This window comes from Novosphingobium colocasiae (assembly GCF_014652555.1).
Lineage (GTDB): Bacteria > Pseudomonadota > Alphaproteobacteria > Sphingomonadales > Sphingomonadaceae > Novosphingobium > Novosphingobium colocasiae.
In genome coordinates, this window is record NZ_BMZA01000002.1 from 64,132 (window position 1) to 86,650 (window position 22,519).

Genomic DNA, 22,519 nt, shown 5'->3' on the forward strand with positions numbered 1-22,519 from the left:
CCTTAACCATCCGCCGGAACGGGCCGCAAGGCGCGGCGCAGGATCTTGCCGGTCGGCCCCTTGGGCAACTCATCGCGAATTTCGATGCGCGCCGGGCACTTGTATCCGGCGAGCGAGGCCTTGCAGTGTGCCAGCATCGCCTCGATCGTGGCGGTGACGCCGGGGCGCAGCGCGACGAAAGCGATCGGCACTTCGCCCAGCATCTCGTCCGGCTGGGCCACAACCGCAACTTCGCACACCCCGGGCACTTCGTAGAGCACTTCCTCGATATCCGCTGGATAGATGTTCTGGCCGCCGCGGATGATGATGTCTTTCTTGCGATCGACGATGAAGGCATAGCCGTCTGCATCGAGATAGCCGATATCGCCGGTGCGCAGCCAGCGTCCGTCAAGCGCAGCGGCGGTATCGTCCGGTGCCCGATAATACCCCTGCATCACGTTGGGGCCGCTGATCGCAATCTCGCCGTTCTCGCCTGCGGCCAGCGGCTCGCTGGCGTCGTCAAGGATGGCCAGCGTCATCCCGTCCAGCACCCGGCCGATCGTGCGATCGCGCACGATGCGTCCGTCCGGGCCAAGCTTCACGTCGGTGAGGGTGACCAGCGCGGTCCCTTCCGTCAGACCGTATCCGGTCAGCACTTCTACATCGGGGGCCAGATCGAGCAGGCGCAGGAGCATGGTCGACGGCACGGGGGCACCGCCGGTCATGATCGTGCGCAAGTGGTGCAGCGCCTCGCGGCTGGCGGCGGGGTGGTCGATGATCTTCTGCAGCATCGTCGGCACGGCAGGCATGAAGGTGCATTTATGCGTGCCGATCGTCTCGATGCATCGCTCGGCGTCGAAGCGGTCCAGCAGAACCAGCGTGCAGCCGGTAACCAGCATCGCGTTGATGCACTGGTTCAGCCCGAAGGTGTTGTACAGCGGCAGCGCGCACAGGATCACGCTGTCATGGCCAAGCCCGAGCCAGCCGGGAGTGCGATCGTAATTGGCGGCCAGGTTGCCCGCTGTCAGCATCACGCCCTTGGCCTTGCCGGTGGTGGCGCTGGTCAGCAGCAGCATCGCCAGATCATCATCGGTGACGACAGCCGGCTGAGGGCAGGGGGGCGCACTGGCAATGGCAGCGGGCAGGGCGTGCAGCCCTTCACCGTCGGCTGCCAGATCGATCGCGATCAGCGGGCAGGGCGCGGCATCGCCAAGGCTTGCGCCCAGCGCGGCGGTGGTGACGATCCAGCCCAGATCGCAACACGATACCGCGTGCGCCACTTCGCCGGGTCGGTAGAGCACGTTGATCGGGGTGACTGTCGCCCCCAGCATGAACAGCGCTTGCTGCACCGTGATGAAGGCGGGGCAGGCGGGGAGCCAGATGCCGACGTGCGCGTCCTTGGCGATGCTCAGGCTGGCCAGCGCCCCGGCGCAGGCACGCACATCATCGGCGAGTGCCGCGAAAGTGGTCTCGGTCCCGTCGAATACGAGCGAGACCGCATCGGGCGTCTTATGCGCCCAATCGAACAAGTGGCCGGCGCGGTTAGCCATGTGCCGGCGCTCCCCTCAGCGCGGGGACGGGGAGACGGTAAGCATCCGCCGCCGTGCGCCAGAACAGCGCCGCCTGCTCATCCTCGCTCGCGCCCGAGGCGATGCGCTTGAAGGCGTTCCACAAGGCGCGATAGGAAACCATCGCCTTGTCGACCGGGAAATTGCTTTCGAACATGCAGCGATCCGCGCCGAACAGGTCAATGCAGGTCTCGACGTAGGGACGCCAGGCGTGGGCCAGCTCTTGCGACGATGGCGGCACCGCCCGTTCGTGCCAGCGCGCCCCGGTGATGATCATGCCGAACCCGCCGACCTTGACGCGGACATTGTCGCACCCGGCCAGATCGCGCATCGATCTTGTCCATTCGGCGAGGTTCTCGGCCTCCCGCCCCTCGTAAGGGCCGACGCCGATGATGCAGCCGACATGGTCCAGCACGATCGGCAGTTCCGGCATCGCCCGCGCCAGCGCGGTCAGTTCGGGGATCTGGCGGTGGTAGAGCATCGCGTCGTAGCTTAGCCCGTGCGCCTGGCAGCGCGCCAGCCCGGCACGGTAGGCGGGATCGGCAAGCATTCCTGCGGGGGAGGGGCGCAGGACAATGCCATCCGGAAACAGCTCGTCGCGCGAGACGCTGTGGCGGATGCCGCGCAGCCGGCCATCGGCAGCGGCCTGATGGGCGGCGAGCACCTCGTCCAGCGCATCGCCCAGTTGCAGGTCGGCATAGGCGACGATCCCGGCGGCGACATCGCAAGCCATGCCGCGAGCATGTGCTGCATGGGCCATGGCGGCGACCTTCTCGGTCTCGCCAACCGGGGCCAGATGGGCCGGACCATCGGCGCGATATCCGTAGTGCGCCTGGACGAACACGGTGGCGACCACATTATGGCCATCGCCCACATCCCCGGCCAGCTCGTCGAGCAAGTATGGGTGGCCGCCTTCCTCCCAGAGATGGTGGTGCGGATCGATGATCGGCTGTTCCGGCGCGATCACGTCTTCCTGGTGCAGGGCGAGCCAGGCAGCGTCGGGCGCGGGGTAGCGATACCGCCCGCTCACGTCCAAACCCATGCCATCCTCTCCTTGTTTTATCCGACATAACATCGGGTAAATGGCATCGGTAACGAACAATTTCCCCTGTAACAAGCTTTTATACACTGGAAATAGGCGGGGATTTATCGCCCCTTAAATCCGACATAATATCGATAAACTGTTGACTGGTGGGGAAATGGAGGCATAACGAGGCGGTCAACGGCAAGGGTCCGGTGATCGTCAGAAGCGCTTTCTTCGGCGGTTGCGTGATGGTTTCCGGGCCGAATCTGGGACGAGGAAAGCATTTGATGGCGCTAGACAAGGTGGGGGTCGTTGCGACCGCCCAGACGGAACTTCGGCCTGCCTGGGGCAACGCCCAGCATATCGATCTGATCTCTTCGGTGGTCACGTCGGTGTTCAAGGGCACCGGCCTTTCGCTCGACGACGTCGATTTCATCATCGACTCGGGCAGCGACGTGCTTGACGGGCGCTCGATTTCGAACTGCGGGTTCCTGGGGGCGCTGGGTGCGCACCACAAGGAAGAGGCCCGTGTCGAGGAGGACGGTTTGTGGGCCGCTCTCTACGGCGTCAACAAGATCCGCGCCGGATCGGGCGCGGTCGGCCTGATCGTCGCCTACTCCAAGCCTTCGGAATCGAACGTGGACCTGTACTGGAACGCGCAGGTCGAGCCGTTCTATCAGCGCCCGGTCGGCTTCGGTCAGCGGGCGGCGAACGGCGTGCTCGCGCAGCAGTACATGGCGGACCACGGCCTTTCGGCCGATGAACTGGCGGCACTGGTCGCGCAGCGCTGGGCTGCGGCGGCTCAGGGCGGGCGGGTGCAGATCGATGCCGTTCCCGATGCAGCCGCCGTGCTGGCGGCCAAAGAGGGCGCAGCGCCGCTGACCGAACTGATGTTCGCCCGTCCGGTCGATGGCGCGGTGGCGGTCCTGATCGCGCGGGAAGACGTTGCCCGGCGGGTCAGCCGCAATCCGGCCTTCATCACCGGCATGGGCACGTCGATGGCGACGCACAGCTTTGCCACCCGGGATCGCGATCGCCTGGTCGCCGCCGAGAACGCTGCGAAGATGGCCTATCGCTCCGCCGGGTGGGACAAGCCCGATGCCCAGGTTGCCGAAGTCAGCAGCAGCTCGGTCGTCGGCGAACTGATGGCGATCGAAGCGCTCGGTCTCGCCGATCGTGGCAAGGGCCTGTCCGCCACCAAGGGTGATAAGGTGGCGATCAACCGTTCGGGCGGCGCGCTGCCGGCCGATCCGATCATGGCGACCGGCCTGGTCCGTCTCGCCGAGGCGAGCCGTCAGCTCAGCCAGCCCGAGCTTAACGGCTCGTCGGGCGGTGCGGCACCCAGCCGTGCCATCGTTCACGGTGCCGGCGGCGTCGGCATGCAGAACAACTGCGTATTCACTCTCGAGGTTTGATTATGAGCCGTCATGTAGGAATTGTCGGGGTCGGTCAGACCCACCATTCGCGGCGGCGGACCGACGTCAGCCAGGCCGGCCTCGTTCGCGAGGCGGTCGATCGGGCGCTGGCCGATGCCAAGCTGTCGATGGACGATATCGATACCGTCGTCGTCGCTACCGGGCCGGTGCTGTTCGCTGCGGTGAACCAGCCGGAAAAGTGGGTCGTCGATGCCATCGGCGCGCAGAACAAGTCGGTCGTGCGCCTGACCAGCGGTGGCGGCGCAGGCTTTGCCGGTGCGCTGGCCGGATACTATCAGGTTGCCGGCGGCTTCTCCGAACGCACGCTCGTGGTCGCCTATGACAAACTGTCCGAAGGGCAGTTGCAGTATTCGATCTCGACGCTTTACGATCCGTTCTGGGGCCGTGAATTCGCCGTCGGCATCATGGGCTTCTCCGCCGCCTACTGGCGCGCCCGCATGGATGCGCTGGGGCATACCGAGGAAGCGGCGGCCATGGTTGCGGCCAAGAACCGCAACAACGCCATCGCCAACCCTTACGCGCACCAGAAAAAGCAGGTCACGGTCGAGGACGTGCTCAACTCCAAGCCGCTGTGCTGGCCGATCAAGCTGCTCGACGTGCCGCCGATCTCGGACGGTGCCGCCGCCATCGTGCTGGCATCGGAAAAGGTCGCTCACCATTCGACTGGGCGTCCGGCGTGGATCCGGGGCATGGCCTATTGCTGCGAGGCGGACAACGCCGCCGAGCGTTCGCTGATGCTGTCAGAGCCGCTGGCGATTGCCAGCCGCCATGTCTACCGCGCTGCCGGCATCACTAACCCCCGCCGCCAGTTCGACGTGGTCGAGGTGCAGGAGCCCTATAGCTGCTTCGAGCTGAACTACTACGAAAGCCTGGGGCTGTGCGCTCCGGGTGAAGCGGCCGAACTGATCGCATCGGGCGCGACGCAGTTGGACGGTGATATTCCGGTCAACCCGTCGGGCGGTTGCATGGGTGCGAACCCGATCGGCGCGGTCGGCGTGATCCGTCTGATCGAAGCTGCGACCCAGGTGATGGGCCGGAACGAAACGCATCAGATCAAGGACGCCAAGACGGCGCTGGTCCAGTCGGGCGGCGGTTGGGCCAACCTGCGCGGCTGCGCGGTGTTGAGCGCTTAAGGGAGAGACGAGCCATGTTTTCCGCACCGGACAGCTATCCGATCGACCTGCCGACTTTCCACAGCCGGATCGATCTTCCCTACACCCTGACCCCCGGCAAGGCCGCCGGGACATTCCTGGCCGAAGTGAAGAACCAGCGCATCATCGGTTCGCGCTTCGCCTCGGGCCGCGTGGTTGCCCCGGCGCAGGACTTCTCGTCGATCGACGGCGAAGAGCCCGAAGCCTTCGTCGAAGCGCCGCACACCGGCGTCATCACCGCCTTCACCCGCGTTGACGGCAATGTCATCGGCTTCATCAAGCTCGATGGCTGCGACAACGAATTCCCGCACAAGGTCCTGGCCGACATGGCGGACGTTTCAATCGGCCTGCGCGTCAAGGCGGAGTGGGACCCGGGCGTCGAGCAGTCGGTGCTGGCGATCAAGGGCTTCGTCCCTGCGCCTGACGCGCCGACGGGCGAAGTGAAGCCGGTGGTCGCCACCGAAGATGCGCTGGGCGTCATCCCCTATGAGATGAAGCTGGATTTCTATCACGCTTACGGCCCCTACTATGGCCGCATGTTCGATGAGATCAAGGAAAACGGCCGGATCATGGGCGTGCGTCAGCCCGGCATCGATTCCGCGCTGCTCCCCCCGCGCGAGATCGACGACATCTCGCACAAGCGGACCGGCACCTGGAAGGCCTGCGCCGATACCGGCACCATCCGCGCCTGCTCGATCATCAACATGGACGTCTATGGCGTTACCCGCAAGGTGCCCTACGTCTATGCCGAAATCGTGCTGGACGGGGCATCGACGCGCATGATCCACGTGATCGAGATCGACAGCCTTGAAGAAGCCAAGGAAAAGATCAAGCCGGGTACTCGCGTCCGTGCGGTCTGGGCCGAAGGCGAACGCCAGGGCCGCGTTTCGGACATCGCCCGCTTCGAGGTTATCGAGGCGTGAGCCACTATACGATCAAGGCGCTGCGCATCGGCGAGCTCTATCTGCCGCACGGCGGATCGCTGATGCGCGACCCTATCCATTGCTGGCTGGTGCAGGGGAACGGGTACAATATCCTGGTCGACAGCGGGATGGCCGAAATTCCCGTCATCCGGCAGCGCCTCAAGGTCGGCGGCAGCGGGGGCGGTCATCCGGCCCTGCTGGCGCTGCTGGCCGAACACGGACTGACCCCCGCCGACATCCATTACGTCGTTCTCACCCACATGCACTTCGACCATGCGGAGAACCTGGACCTGTTCCCGGATTCGATGGTCGTCGTGCAGCGTGCGGAACTGCTCGGCGCGGTCGATCCGGTGCCGTCACAGCGGGTCTACTACTGGCAATCGAGCATCGACAACCTGCTGGCGCGCAAGCGCACCCGCAAGGTGATGCTGCTGGATGGCGACCACGAACTGGTTCCCGGCGTGCAACTGCTCTCGGTCCCCAGCCATACCGAGGGCATGCAGGTCGTCGTCGTTTCGACCGAAAAGGGCCGGGCGGCGATCGTCTCGGACCTGGGCGATCATTACAGGTACTGGTTTCCCGCCGATGCGCGGGCGACCAAAAGTCCGCAGCGGTCCCTTTCGGACGCCTTCCTCACGGGCAATATCCGTAGCGAGAGCGAGCGGACCTGGCAGAAGGCCATGGCGCACGTCGTCGCCAACAGCGACATCGTGATCCCCGCGCATGATTTCCGCGTCCCTACTTCCGTTCCGGAGCAGTGGTTCGCGATCCCCGATTCCACCGACGGCGACCTGGCCCATGTGCCCCCGCCGGGCGGCTTCAATTGAAAGGCCGGCCATGAGCTTTGAGAACATCATCTACGAGCTGGAAGACAACATCGCGACGGTTACGTTCAACCGTCCCGAGGCCTACAACGCCACGACCGACGGCCTTTATGGCGAACTGGAATCGCTGATCCCGCAACTGCGCGACGATCCCGAGGTTGGCGTGGTCATTCTCACCGGCGCGGGCAAGGGCTTCTGTTCGGGCGCGGATCTCAAGAACCGCCGGACGGACCTCAATCCGCTCCAGCTCAGCGCGCGTCACCGGTGGATTCTCGAAGGAATCATGGAGCCGCTCTATCGCCTCCACAAGCCGACGATCGCCGCCGTCAACGGTGCCGCGGCCGGGGCCGGTGCCAACATCCCGCTGGCCTGCGACATCGTGATCGCCAGCGAACTGGCCAAGTTCACCCAGTCGTTCGTCAAGGTCGGCCTGGTTCCGGACTTCGGCGGGCTTTACTTCCTGCAGCGTGCCGTCGGCCGCGCGCGGGCCAAGGAACTGGCCTTCACCGCCCGCACCGTCGATGCGGCCGAAGCGCTGGCGTTGGGGCTGGTCCAGAAGGTGGTGCCGCACGATCAGTTGCTGGCCGAGGCGAAAGCCATGGCGAAGATGATCCTGGCGAACGCGCCGACTGCGGTGTCGATGGCCAAGTCATTCATCAACAAGTCGGAATATGCGACGTTTGACCAGATGACCGAATACGAAATCCTCGGCCAGACCGTGGCGTTCATTTCGCCCGATTACATGGAAGGGGTCACCGCCTTCCGCGAAAAGCGCAAGCCTGCGTTCAGCGCCAGCCCGGCGCAGACCGACCAGTCCTGGCGCTGATACGGAGCGGGGGGAATGGACTTCAACTACACGCCTGCAGAAGAGCAGTTCCGCATGGAGCTGCGGGCATTCCTGGCCGAAGCCCTGCCCGAGGGCTGGGGCGAGACCGTGTTCCTGCCCGAGGACGAAGACGAACAGGCGGTGTTCCGGCTCGACTGGGAGCGCAAGCTCTATGAAGGTGGCTGGTCCTGCATCGGCTGGCCCAAGGAATACGGCGGGCGCGACGCCACGCTGAGCGAGCGGGCAATCTATGCCGAGGAACTGGCCCGCGCACGCGCGCCGGAGCTGATCAACATCATCGGCCAGAACCTGGCCGGTCATACGATCATCCACCACGGAACTCCCGAACAGAAGGCGCGCTTCCTCCCCGGGATCATCAGCTCGCGGGAGGTGTGGTGCCAAGGCTTCTCCGAGCCCAATGCCGGATCGGACCTGGCCAGCATCAAGACCCGGGCCGAACTGAAGGGCGACAAGTTCATCGTCAACGGCCAGAAGATCTGGACCAGCTTCGCCCAGCATTCCCAGTGGTGCCTGGCGCTGGTGCGGACCAGCAATGAAGGGCCGCGCCACAAGGGCATCAGCCTGCTGCTGATCGACATGCGTAGCCCCGGTATCACGCTGCGGCCGCTGCGCCAGATTTCCGGCGAGAACGAGTTCAACGAAACCTTCTTCGATGATGTCGAGGTGCCGATTGAAAACCTGCTGGGCCCGATCAACGAAGGGTGGCGGATCACCATGACCACGCTCAGCTACGAGCGCGGCCCGGAAGACGCGTTGGGCCGCCAGGTCCGCATCAAGCAGGAACTCGATACGCTGATCGCGAAGACGACCGAACTGCGCAATGATGGCAAGCGGCTGATCGATGATCCGCTGGTGCGCCAGAAGCTGGGCCGGTCGATCGCCGAAGTGGAGATCATCCGCCTCAACTGCCTGCGCGCGCTCAGCCGCTATCTGGCGGGCGAGGATCGCGGGTCGGACGCATCGATACTCAAGCTGTTCTGGAGCGAAGTGGGCGTGCGCATGTCCGAAACCGCGATGGACGTGCTGGGGCCTCTCGCCACGCTGAACGGCGACGACCCGCTGGCGGTGGGCAGCGGGCGCTGGCTGACCAGTTGGCTGCAGTCGAAGGCATTCACGATCTATGCCGGATCGTCCGAAATCCAGCGCAACATCATCGGCGAGCGCGTGCTCGGCCTGCCGCGATAGAATAAAGCGACAAGATACTGGAGAGAGGCGGCATGAACTTCAATTTCGATGAAGACCAGCGCAGTCTGGGCGAAACCGTGGCGGCGGTGCTGGCGGATGATGCGCAACTGCTGGCGCCCGATCCGGTCGAAGCCGGAACTTCGAAGGCCTGGGAAGCGCTGGCCGAGCTGGGCCTGTTCTCGCTGCTGGTGCCGGAAGACCTGGGCGGGGCGGGTTTCTCGCTGATAGACGTGTCGCTGGCGATCGAGGCGCTGGGGGCCGGCCTCGCTCCTCCGGGCATCGCTTCCACGCTCGTCGTGACCGAGCTGCTGTCGCGCTATGGTTCGGATCAGCTCAAGGCGCGGTGGCTGCCGGGTATCGCCACTGGCGAACTGCACGCGGCGCTGGCGATCCAGGAAGTGGGCAGCGGCCCCGATCCGCTGTCGATGCGCACGGCATTCGTCGCCAATGGCCTCAGCGGAACCAAGATGCTGGTCGATGGCGGCTCCGAGGCGGACCTGTTCCTGGTCCTGGCCGGCAGCGCCGATGGGCCGGCAGTGGTGGTGATCGATGCCAAGGCCGACGGCGTGTCCTGCCGCGCGCACGACGGCCTCGATCCCTCAAGCGCGCTGGCGGAAGTGACTTTCGACAATGTCGCGGTCGGCGATGACGATATCCTCGGCGGCGCGGCCGCTGCCGATGCCGTCGCGACCTTGCAGGATCTCGGCGCGACGGTTGCCGCCGGCATGCAGATCGGGATCGCCGCCCGGGTGCTCGATATTTCGGTCGAATATGCCAAGGTCCGTGTCCAGTTCGGCCAGCCGATCGGCGCGTTCCAGGGCATCAAGCACGTCTGCGCCGATCTTGCGGTGGCGGTCGAATCCGGGCGCTCTGCGGCCTACTATGCGTTCTGGGCGGTTGCCGAAGACGCCCCCGATCGCGCCCGTGCGGCGTCGATGGCCAAGGCCTATTGCGGCGAAGTGGCGCGCGACGGGTGTAACCGGGCGACGCAGATCCACGGCGGCATGGGATTTACCTGGGAACTGGCGCTGCACCGCTACATGCGCCGCGCGCGCATCCTGGAGCAGGCGTTCGGCAACAGCGACTGGCATTACGATCGGGTGACCGAGCAGACGGTGCTGGCCAATGGCCATGCGACGCGCGACGAAGCCGTCAGCGTCTGATCCATCCGGCACGATCCACAAGGTACGGACTGACATGAGCGACCAACTCGCCCGAGACATCGAAATACTGGCCGAACTGTTCAAGGCCGGCGGCTGGGCGGAACTGCGCGTCGAAGGCGGCGGGCTGAGCCTGCTGATGTCGAACGACAGGGCTGCGGCGGGGCTGGAAGGAACGGCGGTCGTGGCGGCCGCGCCGGTGCCGGCTGCGGTGCAGGCACCTGCGGCGACTGCACCGGCCGCATCGGCTGCCACCCCCGCGTCGGCCAAGTCCGGACCGATCGATCCGGCCTGGACGGCGGTGCTCGCCCCGAACCTCGGCACCTTCTACCGCGCGCCCAAGCCGGGGGCCGCGCCGTTCGTCGAGATCGGCCAGCGGATCGATGCGGATGCCGAAATCTGCCTCATCGAGGTCATGAAGCTGTTCACCTCGGTCAAGGCCGGGATCACCGGTACGGTGCGCCATGTCGCCGCCGCCGATGCGCAGCTTGTCGAGGGTGGCGAGCCGCTCATCTACATCGAACAGGATTGACGGAATTACGCGCGCCGGCTGGCGCGCCGGGAAGGATCTGCGATGGCACATATTGAATTTCTCGACGAAACCATGCGCGATGGTCAGCAGAGCCTGTGGGGCCTGCGGATGCGCGCCGGAATGGCGCTGCCGGTTTCGCCGCTCATCGACAAAACCGGGTTCAAGATCATCGATTTGACCGGCGGCGGCATGCTCGACGTGCTGACCCGCTATTGCCAGGAAAACTACTGGGAAGGGCTCGACCTGCTGGTCGCCTCGATGCCCAACACCCCGCTTCGTGCCGGCCTGCGTGCCAATGCCAACGTCACCTTCGGCATTACGCCGCCGGCGCTGATGGACCTGTGGGTCAAGCGGCTGTGCGCGCACGGCGTGCGCTCGTTCTGGATCTACGACGTGCTGTTCGGGATCGAGAACATGACGCGCCTTGCCAAGGTGGCCAAGGAAGCCAACGGCGCGCAGGTGGCGGGCGCGATCATGTTCGCGCTATCGCCCGTCCATACCGACGAATTCTTCGTCGCCAACGCCAAGCGGCTGGCCGACAGCCCGCACATCGATTCCATCCTGCTCTATGACACCGCCGGCGTGCTGGAAAAGGATCGCATCGAAAAGCTGGTGCCGGCGCTGGTCAAGGTGGCGAACGGCAAGCCGATCGAGTTCCACTCGAACAATCTGCTCGGCCTTTCGGCCAAGGCCTATCTCGATGCGATCGATAACGGCGTGTCCGTGATCCACACCGCCAGTCGGCCGATGGCGAATGGCCCGTCGGTTCCGTCGACCGAAATCATGGCCAAGAACATCCAGTTGCGCGGGCATACGCATAATCTGGATGAATCGCTGTTCGAACCGGTCGCCACCCATTTCCGCGCGGTCGGCCAGGCGGCAGGCTTCCTGGTCGACCAGTATGCCGAATACGACGAATTCTCCATCCAGCACCAGATTCCGGGCGGCATGATGGGCACCTTTAAGGCCCAGCTTGCCATGCACAAGATGATGGACAAGCTGCCCGAAGTGCTCGACGAAGTGGCCGCCGTGCGCCGTGATCTCGGTTATCCGGGCATGGCAACGCCGTTCAGCCAGCTCGTCGGCATCCAGGCGGTGCTCAACGTGGTGACCGGCAAGCGCTATGGCACGGTGCCCGATGAAGTCATTCAGTACAGCGCCGGCTTCTATGGCCAGACGGTCGCTCCGGTCGATCCCAACGTGCTCGACAAGATCATGGCCGCGCCGCGTGCCAAGGAAGTGCTCGCCAACCCGCCGCAAAGCCCAGACATTCCCGAGCTGATGAAGCAATACGGCACTGAAGACGAGGACGAACTGATCTATCGCGCGTTCGTGCCGCAGGCCGATATCGACAAGATGCGGGCGGCCGGGCCGGTCCGCCGGGACTTCCCGCTGCTGTCCTCGCCCGAACTGGAGCAGGTCCGCAAGCTGATGCAAACGGTCAAGGTACCGGTCGTCGAGCTCAAGTCGGCAGGTCTCAACCTGAGCCTGCGACGGGCCGACTAAGGGCGAAGCGGGTGCCACAGCGAGTGATGCCCTGTTTCCGACTAATCGTCGTATAATGGAAGGGCGCGGTAGTGGCGGACACCGATAAGGCGCGGCAACACGTATTCGGCGCATTTGTCCTGACCGTGGCCGCCGATGGCATCGCGACGCTGGTGTTCGACCGCCCGCCAGTCAACGCCGTGTCGATCGATGTCTACGAGGCAATCGGGCGGATCGTCGATCATATCGAATCCGACAATGCCATCCGCGCGGTGGTCTGGACTGCGGCCGAAGGGGCCCGGACCTGGTGTGGCGGGGCCGATCTGCACGATTTCGACGGCATCGACGTTGCCGGCCGTAAGGCCCGCTATGCCTTCATCAACGAGGTGCTGCCCCGGTTCTATCGGCTGGACCGGCCGGTCATTGCTGCGGTCTGTGGGCCGGCAATCGGGATCGGCATGATCTTCACCGCCTTGTGCGACATGCGCATCGCGGCTGAAGATGCGATCTTCGCCTGCCCCGAGATCGATTACGGGCTGGTAGCCGGGGGTGCCGGGCTGTTCGCGCATGTTGGCATTCCCGAGGCCAAAGTGCGCGAAATGCTGTTCACCGGCGCGCGTTTTACCGCGCGCGAGCTGGAGCCGACCGGTTTCTTCAACTACGTACTCCCGCGCGAGGAAGTGGTGCCGCGTGCGCTGGAGATCGCCCGGCGGATCGCCGCCAAGAGCCTGCCCTCTATCCGGGCGCGCAAGGTGGCATCGGCCCGCCTTGAAGGGATGACCTGGACCGAAGCCTACCTTGATGCCCAGCAATTGAGCGCGGCGCTGACCGCCGGCAGCGATGGCGGCGAAGGTGTGCGGGCGTTTCTTGCGGGCCGCGATCCGAATTACCAGGATTGTTGAGGCGTTGCGGATAAGCCGCTGCCGTTGAGCCTATTTCTGTGCCTGCGCGGCTTCCAGTTCGAGGATCGTTATCATCCGCGCGGCCATTTCCGAACCGGCCTTGGTGAGGTTGCGAGGCTTTCGATAGAGCAGCCAGGTGATGATGACCTGGTTGATCCCGCCGATCAGCAGCGCGGCCGTTTCATAGGGATCGTTCGCGCGGCTGATCCAGCCTTCCTCCATCCCCTCCTTGATGAGGAACAGGATGACGCGGGCGAAATCGTCGATCGTGTGCTTGAGCTCGGTCTCGCTGACGAAGACGCTGGGCCAGATTTCGAGATAGAGCAGCCGCGCCCACTCGGAATGTTCGCGGGCATAGTCGGCCGACATCGTCAGATAGAGCGACAGGCGCTCCTTCGTGGTCAGCTTTTCGGTCGCCGCTTCGGCGAAAAGCGCCGAGAATTCGGTCATGTGGGCTTGCGGCAGTTCGTAGGCCAGGTCTTCCTTGCTCTTGTAGTAGTCATAGAGCGTGGAGGTGGATATGCCCGCTTCGGCGGCGATATCGGCAATGCGCGAACGCGAGATACCGTCGCGCGCGAACACTCGCAGCGCAGCGTTCAGGATCTGCTGTTCGGTCCGTTTGCTGCGCGCCTGCTTGCGTTCGACCGGGGGCTTGCGACGCTCCAGCACTTCGGTGAGGAGCGCATTCCACCGGATTTCCACGTTCGACGGAGCAGCTTCAGGTTCGGCAGCGAGGCTTTTTGCGGGCACGTGATACTCCAGAAAGCCAGCTCAACTATGCAGTATTGCCAGCTCTAAAACCGAAAATTGTTCACTGCCGACAGCAGGGCGCGTTGACAACCGTTTTTTGTAATCGAAGCGGCCGCTCGTCTGATCTGGCCGGGTTAGGAAGCACTCGGCGCGCGGCCTTCTCGCACGTTGAAATTCCGATGAATAGTCGAATATTTGTTGACGGGGTGGGGGTGGCCTTGTACGCCGTTGCGTGCAAAAAGCGGATCAGCCGGTTCGCGGCATGACCCGGCGAACCACGCGGCAGGAGAGGGCCGTCCATCGATGACGCTGCACCATTCCTGTTCACATGGCCAATCCAACCGCATCCCCTGGAATGGAACCCGTGATGACTGACAAGTGCGCCGATCTGCCGGCCAATCTGGAGGCGCTGCTTGCGGAATTCGCCGCATCGGGCGTTCGCGAACTGCATCTGCGTCGCGGCGATTTCGAGATTTTCCTGTCGAGTGACGCTTCGGCCCGGTGGAGCGCGCCTGCGCCCGGGGCTGCCGCTGTGGCACCCGCTGCAGCGCCGATTGCGGCCCCGACCGCTGCGGCCGCGCCGGCAAAGCCTACCGCTCCCGTTGCTGCAGCGCCAGCGCCCCGCGCTGCTTCGGGTCCGGTTCCGGCCGATGCCCTCATTATCAATGCCCCCAACCTTGGCACCTTCTATCGCGCCCCGAAGCCGGGTGCAGCGAACTACGTCGAAGTCGGATCGAAGGTGAAGGCGGGCGACGAGCTGTGCCTGATCGAGGTGATGAAGCTGTTCACTGCGCTCACCGCCGAGACCTCGGGCACCATTCATTCGGTGCTCGTCGATGACGGTGAGATGGTCGAGGGCGGCCAGCCGCTGTTCGCGCTGGTGAGGGACTGATGGCAATCAAGCGGCTTTTCATCGCCAATCGCGGCGAAATCGCGCTGCGTATCGTGCGGGCGGCGCAGGCGCTCAACATTGAAACAGTCGTTGCGGTATCCGATGCCGATCGGGACACGGCGGCCGCGCGTCTGGCCGACCGGTCAGTCGTGCTGGGCCCGGCATCCGCCGCCAAGAGCTACCTCGATCCGCGCCTGATCGTCCATGCGGCGCGGGAAAGCGGCTGCGACGGACTGCATCCGGGTTATGGCTTCCTGTCCGAACGCGCGATCCTGCCGCGCCTCTGTTCCGCGCAGGGCATCGCCTTTGTTGGCCCCGAGCCGGACGTGATCGATGCGCTGGGCGACAAGCTGAGCGCGCGGGCGATGGCCAAGGCGGCGGGCGTGCCGCTGGTGCCGGGCAGCGAATGCGTGGCATCGGCCGCCGATGCCCGCCGCGAAGGCGATCGCATCGGGTATCCGGTCCTGCTCAAGGCATCGGCGGGCGGCGGCGGGCGCGGCATGGTGATCGCCAACAACCGTGATGAGGCCGAAGCCGGATTCCACCGCGCTTCCGCCGAAGCGGTTGCGGCCTTCGGCGACGGCACCCTGTTCATGGAGCGTTTCGTGCCCGAGGCGCGCCACGTCGAAGTCCAGCTCATGGGCGACGGCAAGGGCCAGGTCGTCCATTTCGGCGAGCGCGACTGTTCGGTCCAGCGCCGCTACCAGAAGCTGATCGAGGAAGCGCCTTGCGCGGCGATGCCCGATCATTTGCGCGCGCAATTGCACAAGTCGGCGGTCGATCTGGCCGCCAGCGTCAACTACCGTAACGCTGGGACCGCCGAATTCCTGTTCGACGTTCGCCGTCAGGAGTTTTACTTCATCGAGGTCAATGCCCGCATCCAGGTGGAGCATCCGGTATCGGAGATGATCTCCGGCTTCGATCTGGTGCAGGAACAGATACGCATCGCCGGCGGAGCGCCGCTGTCGGTGGCTCAGGATCAGGTCAAGCTGTCCGGCCATGCCATCGAATGTCGCATCAATGCGGAGGATCCGGCGCGCGATTTCCTGCCCAGCCCGGGGCGGATCACCCGCTGGGACCCGCCGACGGGCGACGGTATCCGGCTTGACAGCCATATGTCGGAAGGCGCGATGATCCCGCCGTTCTATGACAGCATGGTCGGCAAGCTGATCGTCCATGGTGAAACCCGCGCGGAAGCGGTGGCGAAGCTGACCGATGCGATCGATCGCTTCACCGTGGAAGGGGTGCCGACCACGCTGGGCTTGCACCGGGCGATCATCACGCATCCCGATTTCATCGCCAACACCATCCACACCCGCTGGCTGGAGCAGGTGTTCCTGCCCGACATGGCGGCCAAGGCGGCCTGATGACAAGCGAGACCATGACCATCGCGAAAGACCCGGCCGCACAGGCCATCGACGATGCCCGCGCGCTGCTCGAAGCGCTGCTTTCCAGCGGTTCGCAGCAGATCCATCTCGATTCCGGCGGTACCGAAATCTACATAGCCCGGATGGGCGCAGCGCCCAGCCCGATGCGGGCGCGGGCGGTTGCGGTGGCACCGCCGGTTGCCCCTGCGGCGCTCGGTACCGAGGTTGCGATCAAGGCTCCGCATGTGGCGACGCTGGTCCAGGTTCTGGGCGTGGGTACGCCAGTGTCGGCCGGGCAGGCGGTCGCCACGGTCCATGTCCTTGATGAGCCCGAAGATATCGTGTCGCCGGTGGCCGGGGTCATCACCGGCATCGGCGCGGCGGCGGGCGATCTGCTGGACTACGGCACCGTCGTGCTGACCGTGCGCGAGGCGGCGTGATGTCCGGAGTTATCGACAATATCGCCGTTTGCGGTGCCGGGGCGATGGGTTCGGGCATCGCCCAGGTCGCCGCGCAGGCGGGGGCCACCGTCAAGGTGTTCGACGTCAACGCCGAAGCGCTGGCCGCAAGCAGGAAGCGCACGCTGGCCGATCTCGACAAGCTGGTCGCGCGGGGCAAGCTCAGCGTCGAGGCGGGCGAGGCGGTGGCCGGGCGCATGGCCTGGGTTTCCTCGCTCGACGAACTGGCCGGGTGCGATCTGGTGGTCGAGGCGATCATCGAGGATGCCGGGATCAAGGGCCAGTTGTTCGAGAAGCTGGAAGCGGTCCTGGCCGAAAGCGCCGTGATTGCAACCAACACGTCGTCGCTCCCGGTCTCGCGGCTCGCCCGCAGCCTGCGCCACCCCGGTCGCTTCGTCGGTATGCACTTCTTCAATCCGGCCACGGCGATGAAGCTGGTGGAGGTGATTTCCGGGGCGGCCACCGATCCGGCGGTCGCGGCGCGGATCGTTGCCACGGCGAAGCACTGGGGCAAGGTCGCGATCCCTGCCGCCGATGTGGCGGGTTTTATCGTCAACCGCGTTGCCCGGCCGTTCTATGGCGAAGCATTCGCGGCACTCAACGAAGGCGCGGCGGAGCCGGTGGCGATCGATGCGCTGTTCAAGAGCGCCGGGTTCCGCATGGGCCCGCTCGAACTGACCGATCTGATCGGCCAGGATGTGAACTTCGCGGTCGCCCGGTCCGTGTTCGATTCCTATTTCGGCCGCACCCGGTTCGTGCCCCAGACGCGGCAGGCCGCGCTTGTCGATGCCGGGTGGCTGGGCCGCAAGACGGGCCGTGGCGTTTATGATTATGCCGACGGCGCAAGCGACAGGTCTTTGCCTGAAGCGCCGGTTGTGGCGGTAAGCGATACCCACCGGCAGGCGGCCGAAGCGCTCAAGGCCGGCCAGGGCGATCAGTTCGTGCGCTGCGACGGCGTGGCGATCGGTTTGACCCGTGGCCGCACCGCGCGCAGCGAGGCGCGCGTGCAGGGCGTGTCGGTCGCCTTGCTGGACTGGTGCCCGCAGGATGTGCAAGGGGCCGTGGGCTTCGCGGTGTCCGACGAGGCGGCGCGCGAGCCGGCGCTGGCGGTGCTGGCCGCATCGCAGCGGCAGGGACTGGAGCTGGCCGATCGGCCGGGCCTGATCGTGGCGCGCACGCTCGCCCAGATCGCCAACAGCGGTGCCGATGCGGTGCTGGAAAAGGTGGCGGACGAAGCGGGTATCGATGCCGCGCTGCGGTTCGGTGCCAATTACCCCTATGGCCCCTTCGCTTTTGCCGATCTGTTCGGCCGCGCGGGCCTGGTCGCGCTGCTTGACGGCATCGCCGATGAAACCGGCGAGGCGCTGTACCGACCGTCCGTATATCTGAGGAACACGGCATGACCGATACCATTCTGCTGGTCGAGCGTGCCGGCGAATACGGCCTGCTGCTGCGCCTCAACCGCCCCGAAAAGCGCAACGCGCTGGCGACCGACCTGCTGACCCGCGTGGCAGAAGAGCTGGAAACCGCCGCCGCCGATCCGTCGGTGCGCACGGTGGTCATCACCGGGGCGGACAAGTTCTTTGCCGCCGGGGCCGATATCAACGAACTGCATGCGCGCGATACCGGCGGCGCGCTCGCCGATCCGCGACCGGCGATCTGGGCGCGCATTCGTGGGTTTGCCAAGCCGCTGATCGCGGCGGTCGAAGGTTGGTCGCTGGGGGCGGGCAACGAACTGGTGATGTGCTGCGATCTGGTGATCGCGGGGCAGGGCGCGAAGTTCGGCCAGCCCGAGACGAACCTGGGCATCATCCCCGGTGCCGGCGGCACCGCGATCCTGCCCCGTCTGGTCGGGCGCAGCCGCGCGATGAAGATGGTGCTGCTGGGCGATCCGCTGTCGGCCACCGAAGCGCAGGCCGCGGGCCTTGTCGCCGAAGTGGTGGAGGACGGGCAGGCGCTCGATACCGCGCTGGCGCTCGCCGCCCGCATCGCCGCGCGCGCGCCGCTGGCCATGCAGCAGGGCAAGGCGATGGTCCGCGCCGCTTTCGAAACCCACCAGTCTGCGCACCTGATCCTGGAACGGCAGGCGTTCTCGGCGCTGTTCGGCACCGCCGACAAGCGCGAAGGGACCACCGCATTCTTCGAGAAGCGCGATCCGCAATGGACCGGCTCGTAGCCTGGGAAACGCGATGACCCTGAAGACCCGCATCACCGACCTGCTGGGCATCCGCTATCCGATCGTGCAGGGCGGGATGCAGAACGTCGGCTACGCCTCGCTCGCCTCGGCGGTGTCGAACGCCGGCGGGCTGGGGCTCATCACCGCGCTGACCTTTCCCGATCCCGAGGCCCTGGCGCAGGAACTGGCGCTGTGCCGGTCGCTGACGAACGCGCCGTTCGGCGTCAACATCTCGGTCTTTCCGACGATGCGGCCGCCCGATTACGAAGCGATCGTCGATGTGGTGGCCGATGCCGGTGTCACCGTGGTCGAGACGGCCGGCACCCCCGAAGTACGCGGCGTGTGGGACATGCTGCTGGCGCGGGGGATGACCGTGGTCCACAAGTGCACTTCGGTGCGCCACGCGGTGTCGTCGCAGAAGTATGGCGTTCACGCGGTGTCGATCGATGGCTTCGAATGCGCAGGCCATCCCGGCGAGGATGACGTGCCGGGGCTGGTGCTGATCCCGGCGGCGGTCGATGCGCTGGACGTGCCGGTGATCGCCAGCGGCGGGATTGCCGACGGGCGCGGCCTTGCCGCCGCGCTGGCGCTGGGGGCCGATGGTATCAACATGGGCACCCGCTTTTGCGCCACGGTCGAAGCGCCGATCCACGATCGGGTCAAGCAGGCCTATGTCGATGGCAGCGAGACCGACACCGACCTCCTGTTCCGTCCGTTCCGCAACAGCGCCAGGGTGGGCCGCAATTCGGTCTCGCAGGAAGTGCTGCGCCGGCTTGCCGTGCCCGAACCCAGGTTCGAGGACGTGGCCCAACTGGTCAGTGGCCTGAAGGGCAAGGAACTGCTGAAGTCGGGTGATCTCGACAGCGGCATCTACTGGTCCAGCATGGCGCAGGGGTTGATCCACGACATCCCGACTTGCGCCGACCTGATCGAGCGCATCGTGCGTGAGGCGCGCGAGATCATCGGCGGGCGGTTGGCGGCGATGCTGGCGCACTGACGGCCCCTTCGAAGTTTACAAAGGTTACAGTGTGTAACTTTCGAAATCCGCATAATATTCATATATAACAATACGATATAGCCTCTTTGCAAAAGTTACAGTGTGCGTTGAAAAAACCATAAAACATGGAAGCGGTTCACGCAGAGGCGCAAAGGCGCTGAGGTGTCGTGCCTGCGGCGCAGCCGCACTTTTACTCGACGATGCGTTTACCTCACCGTTGAGGCGGGAACGAAGCCTGCGGCGCTGCGCAGCAGCTCTGCGCCTTCGCGCCTTTGCGTGAACCCTTTTTCTGTTGTTCTTCGCCTCATTCCACCATCGGTCGCCAAGGCGATGACAATGGGCGAGGAAATCTCTGTAACGGCCAGCGTGCGCATGAGCATGGGGGTTTTCGGATGACGATGGGAAAGAGCGGCGCCAATCATGCCTGAACGGGATGTCTGTAGGAAACAGGCGAATGGCCTTGCCTTGATGCGTGCCCGCCCTTGCGACAGCGCGCCTGCTGGCTGTGGATCGATGCGCGACAGGGCGGGAGATGGGTCCCCGCCTGCGCGGGGATGACGAAGTAAGTATCGGAAAATCGGGGTAATATCATGTGCGGCGCGGCGGGAGAGCGCCGACCAGCGCCGCCTCAGCCTTGTCCGCGCGGGCGTCGTTTCTTGCCGCTTTCAAGCGCCGCCAGCACCGCCGCGCTGCTTTCCGGGCTTTCGATCAGTGCGTAGGACAATTCCTGCGCTTCGAGATAGGCATCCATCCATTCCGAGCCTTCCCACATCAGCGAGGCGAGCTTGCGCGCGCGCAGGGCGGGCATGGGCTTGCGGGCGATGTGGGCGGCCATGTCAAGCGCGATGGGCAGGACCGCCGCGCGCGGGACGACGTAGTTGAAGAAGCCGGTCGATTCCAGTTCGCGGGCGGTGAAGGCGCGGCCGGTGTAGACCATTTCGCGCACTTTCGCCTCGGGCATGCGCAAGGTTGCGAACAGGCCGGCGCTGCCGCCGATCAGGCCGTAATCCACCTCGGGGCAGGCGAAGCGCGCGTCCTCGCTGGCGACCCGCAGATCGCACATGCCCGCCAGCATCACCCCGACGCCGACGGCGGGGTGGCGGATCGCGGCGATCATCGGCCGGTCGATCTGGTGGAAGCGGGGTAGCTGTTCGTTGATGAAGGCATAGCGCTCCTTGCGCCGTTCCATCGTCATCCCCTTGAATTCGTGCAGGTCCGCCCCGCCGCACCAGGCCCGCGCCTCGTCCGGCGCGGTGATGACGAGGACCTTGATCCGCTGGTCGCCCCTGACATGATCGGCGAAACGGCCGATGTCCTCATAGACCGAGATCGAGACGGCGTTGACCGGCGGACGCCAGAACGTGACGATGCCGACGCCATCGTCGCGCACCTCGAGCGTGAACGCACCGAATTCGTGGCGGCTGCTCATGCCGGGAGCAAGGCGCTTTCGAGCGGGACGCCAGTCAGTTCGCGCAAGGTATCCAACGTCATCCCATCCACCATTTCGATCACGCGCGCGCCATCGGGCCCCAGGTCGAAAATGGCAAGGTCGCTGTAGACGCGCGAGACGCAGGCGAGGCCGGTGAGCGGGTAAGTGCAGGCCGGGACGAGCTTGCTTTCGCCGGTCTTGGTCAACAGGTCCATCATCACGAACACCTGCTTGGCCCCGATCGCCAGATCCATCGCGCCGCCGACGGCGGGGATCGCATCGGGTGCGCCGGTGTGCCAGTTGGCGAGATCGCCGCAGACCGAAACCTGGAATGCGCCGAGCACGCAGATATCGATATGGCCGCCGCGCATCATGGTGAAACTGTCGCCATGGTGGAAGAACGATCCGCCGCTCAGCAGGGTGACCGGCTGCTTGCCGGCGTTGATCAGGTCCCAGTCGATATCGTCATCATCAGGGGCGGGCCCCATGCCGAGGATGCCGTTCTCGCTCTGCAGGAACACGTCCTTGTCCTGCGGCAGGTAGTTGGCGATCCGCGTCGGCAGGCCGATGCCGAGGTTGACATAGGCACCTTCGGGAATGTCGCGGGCGACGCGGGCGGCCATTGCTTCGCGGCTCATGCGTTCCATGTTCGTTGCTCCTGCCTTCAGGCTGCAGCCGCAGCGGCGCTGCGCGGGGTGACCTGGACCAGCCGGTTGACGAAGATGCCGGGGGTGACGATGGTTTCCGGATCGAGTTCGCCCAGTTCGCGCAATTCGGCAACCTGGACGATGGTGGTCCTGGCCGCCATCGCCATGATCGGGCCGAAATTGCGCGCCGCCTTGCGATAGACCAGATTGCCCCAGCGGTCACCGGCCTGTGCCTTGATGAGCGCGAAATCGGCGTGGATGGGGTATTCGAGGACGTAGTTGCGCCCGTCGATCTCGCGCGTTTCCTTGCCTTCTGCCAGCAGCGTGCCGTAGCCTGTGGGGGTGTAGACCGCGCCCAGCCCCGATCCGGCCGCCTGGATGCGCGCCGCCAGGTTGCCCTGGGGGACCAGTTCCAGTTCCACGTCGCCGGCGCGGTAACGTGCTTCGAAATGATGCGAGGCGGCCATGCGCGGGTATGTGCAGATCACCTTGCGGATGCGGTTTGCCTTGAGCAGGGCGGCGATGCCGGTTTCCCCCGATCCGGCGTTGTTGCTGATGATCGTCAGATCGGTCGCGCCATGGTCGATCACCGCCTGGATCAGCTCGTGCGGGGACCCGGCGTCGCCGAACCCGCTGATCATGATGGCCGCCCCGTCATGCAGGTCGGCCACGGCCTCTGCAATGGACCTCTTGATCTTGTTGATCATCCCTCGCGTCCTCTCGCGCTGCGCGGCGGAACGCGAACGCTCCTTGGCACCTGTTATAAACCCGACTAAATATCGGATAA

At 65.2% G+C, this 22,519-nt stretch carries 23 protein-coding genes; 16 read left to right on the forward strand and 7 right to left on the reverse strand.

Translation table 11 applies throughout. The annotated features are described in order from the left end of the window. Positions 1-2 precede the first annotated feature (2 nt). Positions 3-1,529, reverse strand: a complete 1,527-nt coding sequence (locus IE122_RS04115) for a class I adenylate-forming enzyme family protein (RefSeq protein WP_189619845.1) — start codon at positions 1,527-1,529, stop codon at positions 3-5. Next, entirely contained in the window at positions 1,522-2,589 is a 1,068-nt protein-coding gene (locus IE122_RS04120) for an amidohydrolase family protein (protein WP_189619846.1), read from the reverse strand. The genes IE122_RS04115 and IE122_RS04120 overlap by 8 nt, the downstream gene beginning before the upstream one ends. 269 nt (positions 2,590-2,858) lie before the next feature. Here IE122_RS04120 and IE122_RS04125 point away from each other — a divergent pair, with 269 nt between their 5' ends. The 10 genes from IE122_RS04125 (at position 2,859) to IE122_RS04170 (ending at position 13,016) form a co-directional block, all read left to right on the forward strand. Beyond that, the gene (locus tag IE122_RS04125) at positions 2,859-3,986 is read left to right on the forward strand and encodes a thiolase C-terminal domain-containing protein (protein ID WP_189619847.1); all 1,128 of its coding nucleotides are present in this window, start codon (positions 2,859-2,861) and stop codon (positions 3,984-3,986) included. A gap of 2 nt (positions 3,987-3,988) precedes the next feature. Then, positions 3,989-5,140 carry a thiolase C-terminal domain-containing protein gene (locus tag IE122_RS04130; RefSeq protein WP_189619848.1) on the forward strand — a complete coding sequence of 384 codons (1,152 nt, stop codon included), beginning with the start codon at positions 3,989-3,991 and terminating at the stop codon, positions 5,138-5,140. A gap of 14 nt (positions 5,141-5,154) precedes the next feature. Then, complete coding sequence (locus tag IE122_RS04135; protein WP_189619849.1) at positions 5,155-6,081, forward strand: OB-fold nucleic acid binding domain-containing protein; 927 nt, start codon at positions 5,155-5,157, stop codon at positions 6,079-6,081. After that, entirely contained in the window at positions 6,078-6,908 is an 831-nt protein-coding gene (locus IE122_RS04140; protein WP_189619850.1) for an N-acyl homoserine lactonase family protein, read from the forward strand. The genes IE122_RS04135 and IE122_RS04140 overlap by 4 nt, the downstream gene beginning before the upstream one ends. Before the next feature lie 10 nt (positions 6,909-6,918). Continuing rightward, positions 6,919-7,731 carry an enoyl-CoA hydratase/isomerase family protein gene (locus tag IE122_RS04145; protein ID WP_229813744.1) on the forward strand — a complete coding sequence of 271 codons (813 nt, stop codon included), beginning with the start codon at positions 6,919-6,921 and terminating at the stop codon, positions 7,729-7,731. 15 nt (positions 7,732-7,746) lie between these two features. Beyond that, positions 7,747-8,937: an acyl-CoA dehydrogenase gene (locus IE122_RS04150; protein ID WP_189619852.1), complete on the forward strand. Its 1,191-nt coding sequence runs from the start codon at positions 7,747-7,749 to the stop codon at positions 8,935-8,937. Positions 8,938-8,969: 32 nt separating this feature from the next. Next, positions 8,970-10,100, forward strand: coding sequence for an acyl-CoA dehydrogenase family protein (locus IE122_RS04155; protein ID WP_189619853.1), 1,131 nt, complete (start codon positions 8,970-8,972; stop codon positions 10,098-10,100). Positions 10,101-10,134: 34 nt separating this feature from the next. Then, positions 10,135-10,629, forward strand: coding sequence for an acetyl-CoA carboxylase biotin carboxyl carrier protein (locus tag IE122_RS04160; protein WP_189619854.1), 495 nt, complete (start codon positions 10,135-10,137; stop codon positions 10,627-10,629). 42 nt (positions 10,630-10,671) lie between these two features. Next, entirely contained in the window at positions 10,672-12,135 is a 1,464-nt protein-coding gene (locus IE122_RS04165; RefSeq protein WP_189619855.1) for a pyruvate carboxylase, read from the forward strand. A 71-nt stretch (positions 12,136-12,206) separates the two neighbouring features. After that, positions 12,207-13,016, forward strand: coding sequence for an enoyl-CoA hydratase/isomerase family protein (locus tag IE122_RS04170; RefSeq protein ID WP_189619856.1), 810 nt, complete (start codon positions 12,207-12,209; stop codon positions 13,014-13,016). A gap of 30 nt (positions 13,017-13,046) precedes the next feature. Here the strand turns inward: IE122_RS04170 and IE122_RS04175 are convergent, their stop codons facing one another. Further along, positions 13,047-13,766: a TetR/AcrR family transcriptional regulator gene (locus tag IE122_RS04175; protein WP_189619857.1), complete on the reverse strand. Its 720-nt coding sequence runs from the start codon at positions 13,764-13,766 to the stop codon at positions 13,047-13,049. Positions 13,767-14,133: 367 nt separating this feature from the next. On the opposite strand from IE122_RS04175, the gene accB reads away from it, so the two are divergent. From accB to IE122_RS04205, 6 genes are read left to right on the forward strand one after another with little or no spacing between them, the layout of a single operon-like run. Then, on the forward strand, positions 14,134-14,658 hold the full coding sequence (gene accB / locus IE122_RS04180) for an acetyl-CoA carboxylase biotin carboxyl carrier protein (RefSeq protein WP_189619858.1): 525 nt from the start codon (positions 14,134-14,136) through the stop codon (positions 14,656-14,658). Further along, a complete protein-coding gene (locus IE122_RS04185) occupies positions 14,658-16,025 on the forward strand; it encodes an acetyl-CoA carboxylase biotin carboxylase subunit (RefSeq protein WP_189619859.1) in 1,368 nt (455 codons plus the stop codon). The genes accB and IE122_RS04185 overlap by 1 nt, the downstream gene beginning before the upstream one ends. Beyond that, a complete protein-coding gene (locus IE122_RS04190; RefSeq protein ID WP_189619860.1) occupies positions 16,025-16,465 on the forward strand; it encodes a biotin/lipoyl-containing protein in 441 nt (146 codons plus the stop codon). Before IE122_RS04185 ends, IE122_RS04190 begins: the two co-directional genes overlap by 1 nt. Continuing rightward, the gene (locus IE122_RS04195) at positions 16,465-17,886 is read left to right on the forward strand and encodes a 3-hydroxyacyl-CoA dehydrogenase NAD-binding domain-containing protein (RefSeq protein WP_189619861.1); all 1,422 of its coding nucleotides are present in this window, start codon (positions 16,465-16,467) and stop codon (positions 17,884-17,886) included. The genes IE122_RS04190 and IE122_RS04195 overlap by 1 nt, the downstream gene beginning before the upstream one ends. Further along, entirely contained in the window at positions 17,883-18,659 is a 777-nt protein-coding gene (locus tag IE122_RS04200; RefSeq protein WP_189619862.1) for an enoyl-CoA hydratase-related protein, read from the forward strand. Before IE122_RS04195 ends, IE122_RS04200 begins: the two co-directional genes overlap by 4 nt. A gap of 13 nt (positions 18,660-18,672) precedes the next feature. Continuing rightward, the gene (locus tag IE122_RS04205; RefSeq protein WP_189619863.1) at positions 18,673-19,656 is read left to right on the forward strand and encodes an NAD(P)H-dependent flavin oxidoreductase; all 984 of its coding nucleotides are present in this window, start codon (positions 18,673-18,675) and stop codon (positions 19,654-19,656) included. A gap of 206 nt (positions 19,657-19,862) precedes the next feature. Here the strand turns inward: IE122_RS04205 and IE122_RS04210 are convergent, their stop codons facing one another. From IE122_RS04210 to IE122_RS04225, 4 genes are all read right to left on the reverse strand, one after another. Beyond that, positions 19,863-20,078 carry a hypothetical protein gene (locus IE122_RS04210; RefSeq protein WP_189619864.1) on the reverse strand — a complete coding sequence of 72 codons (216 nt, stop codon included), beginning with the start codon at positions 20,076-20,078 and terminating at the stop codon, positions 19,863-19,865. 206 nt (positions 20,079-20,284) lie between these two features. After that, the gene (locus IE122_RS04215) at positions 20,285-21,085 is read right to left on the reverse strand and encodes an enoyl-CoA hydratase/isomerase family protein (protein ID WP_189619865.1); all 801 of its coding nucleotides are present in this window, start codon (positions 21,083-21,085) and stop codon (positions 20,285-20,287) included. Beyond that, the gene (locus IE122_RS04220) at positions 21,082-21,732 is read right to left on the reverse strand and encodes a 3-oxoacid CoA-transferase subunit B (RefSeq protein WP_189619866.1); all 651 of its coding nucleotides are present in this window, start codon (positions 21,730-21,732) and stop codon (positions 21,082-21,084) included. Before IE122_RS04220 ends, IE122_RS04215 begins: the two co-directional genes overlap by 4 nt. Positions 21,733-21,749: 17 nt before the next feature. Further along, a complete protein-coding gene (locus IE122_RS04225) occupies positions 21,750-22,439 on the reverse strand; it encodes a 3-oxoacid CoA-transferase subunit A (RefSeq protein ID WP_189619867.1) in 690 nt (229 codons plus the stop codon). Between the last annotated feature and the right edge of the window lie 80 nt (positions 22,440-22,519).

Bases quoted from the DNA above. Each gene is read 5' to 3' on its own strand.
- IE122_RS04225 (WP_189619867.1), bottom strand. From the start codon at position 22,439: ATGATCAACAAGATCAAGAGGTCCATTGCAGAGGCCGTGGCCGACCTG.
- IE122_RS04200 (WP_189619862.1), top strand. From the start codon at position 17,883: ATGACCGATACCATTCTGCTGGTCGAGCGTGCCGGCGAATACGGCCTG.
- IE122_RS04220 (WP_189619866.1), bottom strand. From the start codon at position 21,732: ATGGAACGCATGAGCCGCGAAGCAATGGCCGCCCGCGTCGCCCGCGAC.
- IE122_RS04115 (WP_189619845.1), bottom strand. From the start codon at position 1,529: ATGGCTAACCGCGCCGGCCACTTGTTCGATTGGGCGCATAAGACGCCC.
- IE122_RS04205 (WP_189619863.1), top strand. From the start codon at position 18,673: ATGACCCTGAAGACCCGCATCACCGACCTGCTGGGCATCCGCTATCCG.
- IE122_RS04195 (WP_189619861.1), top strand. From the start codon at position 16,465: ATGTCCGGAGTTATCGACAATATCGCCGTTTGCGGTGCCGGGGCGATG.
- IE122_RS04125 (WP_189619847.1), top strand. From the start codon at position 2,859: ATGGCGCTAGACAAGGTGGGGGTCGTTGCGACCGCCCAGACGGAACTT.
- IE122_RS04185 (WP_189619859.1), top strand. From the start codon at position 14,658: ATGGCAATCAAGCGGCTTTTCATCGCCAATCGCGGCGAAATCGCGCTG.
- IE122_RS04135 (WP_189619849.1), top strand. From the start codon at position 5,155: ATGTTTTCCGCACCGGACAGCTATCCGATCGACCTGCCGACTTTCCAC.
- IE122_RS04165 (WP_189619855.1), top strand. From the start codon at position 10,672: ATGGCACATATTGAATTTCTCGACGAAACCATGCGCGATGGTCAGCAG.
- IE122_RS04160 (WP_189619854.1), top strand. From the start codon at position 10,135: ATGAGCGACCAACTCGCCCGAGACATCGAAATACTGGCCGAACTGTTC.
- IE122_RS04190 (WP_189619860.1), top strand. From the start codon at position 16,025: ATGACAAGCGAGACCATGACCATCGCGAAAGACCCGGCCGCACAGGCC.
- IE122_RS04210 (WP_189619864.1), bottom strand. From the start codon at position 20,078: ATGATTGGCGCCGCTCTTTCCCATCGTCATCCGAAAACCCCCATGCTC.
- IE122_RS04215 (WP_189619865.1), bottom strand. From the start codon at position 21,085: ATGAGCAGCCGCCACGAATTCGGTGCGTTCACGCTCGAGGTGCGCGAC.
- IE122_RS04120 (WP_189619846.1), bottom strand. From the start codon at position 2,589: ATGGGTTTGGACGTGAGCGGGCGGTATCGCTACCCCGCGCCCGACGCT.
- IE122_RS04130 (WP_189619848.1), top strand. From the start codon at position 3,989: ATGAGCCGTCATGTAGGAATTGTCGGGGTCGGTCAGACCCACCATTCG.
- accB (WP_189619858.1), top strand. From the start codon at position 14,134: ATGACTGACAAGTGCGCCGATCTGCCGGCCAATCTGGAGGCGCTGCTT.
- IE122_RS04150 (WP_189619852.1), top strand. From the start codon at position 7,747: ATGGACTTCAACTACACGCCTGCAGAAGAGCAGTTCCGCATGGAGCTG.
- IE122_RS04155 (WP_189619853.1), top strand. From the start codon at position 8,970: ATGAACTTCAATTTCGATGAAGACCAGCGCAGTCTGGGCGAAACCGTG.
- IE122_RS04145 (WP_229813744.1), top strand. From the start codon at position 6,919: ATGAGCTTTGAGAACATCATCTACGAGCTGGAAGACAACATCGCGACG.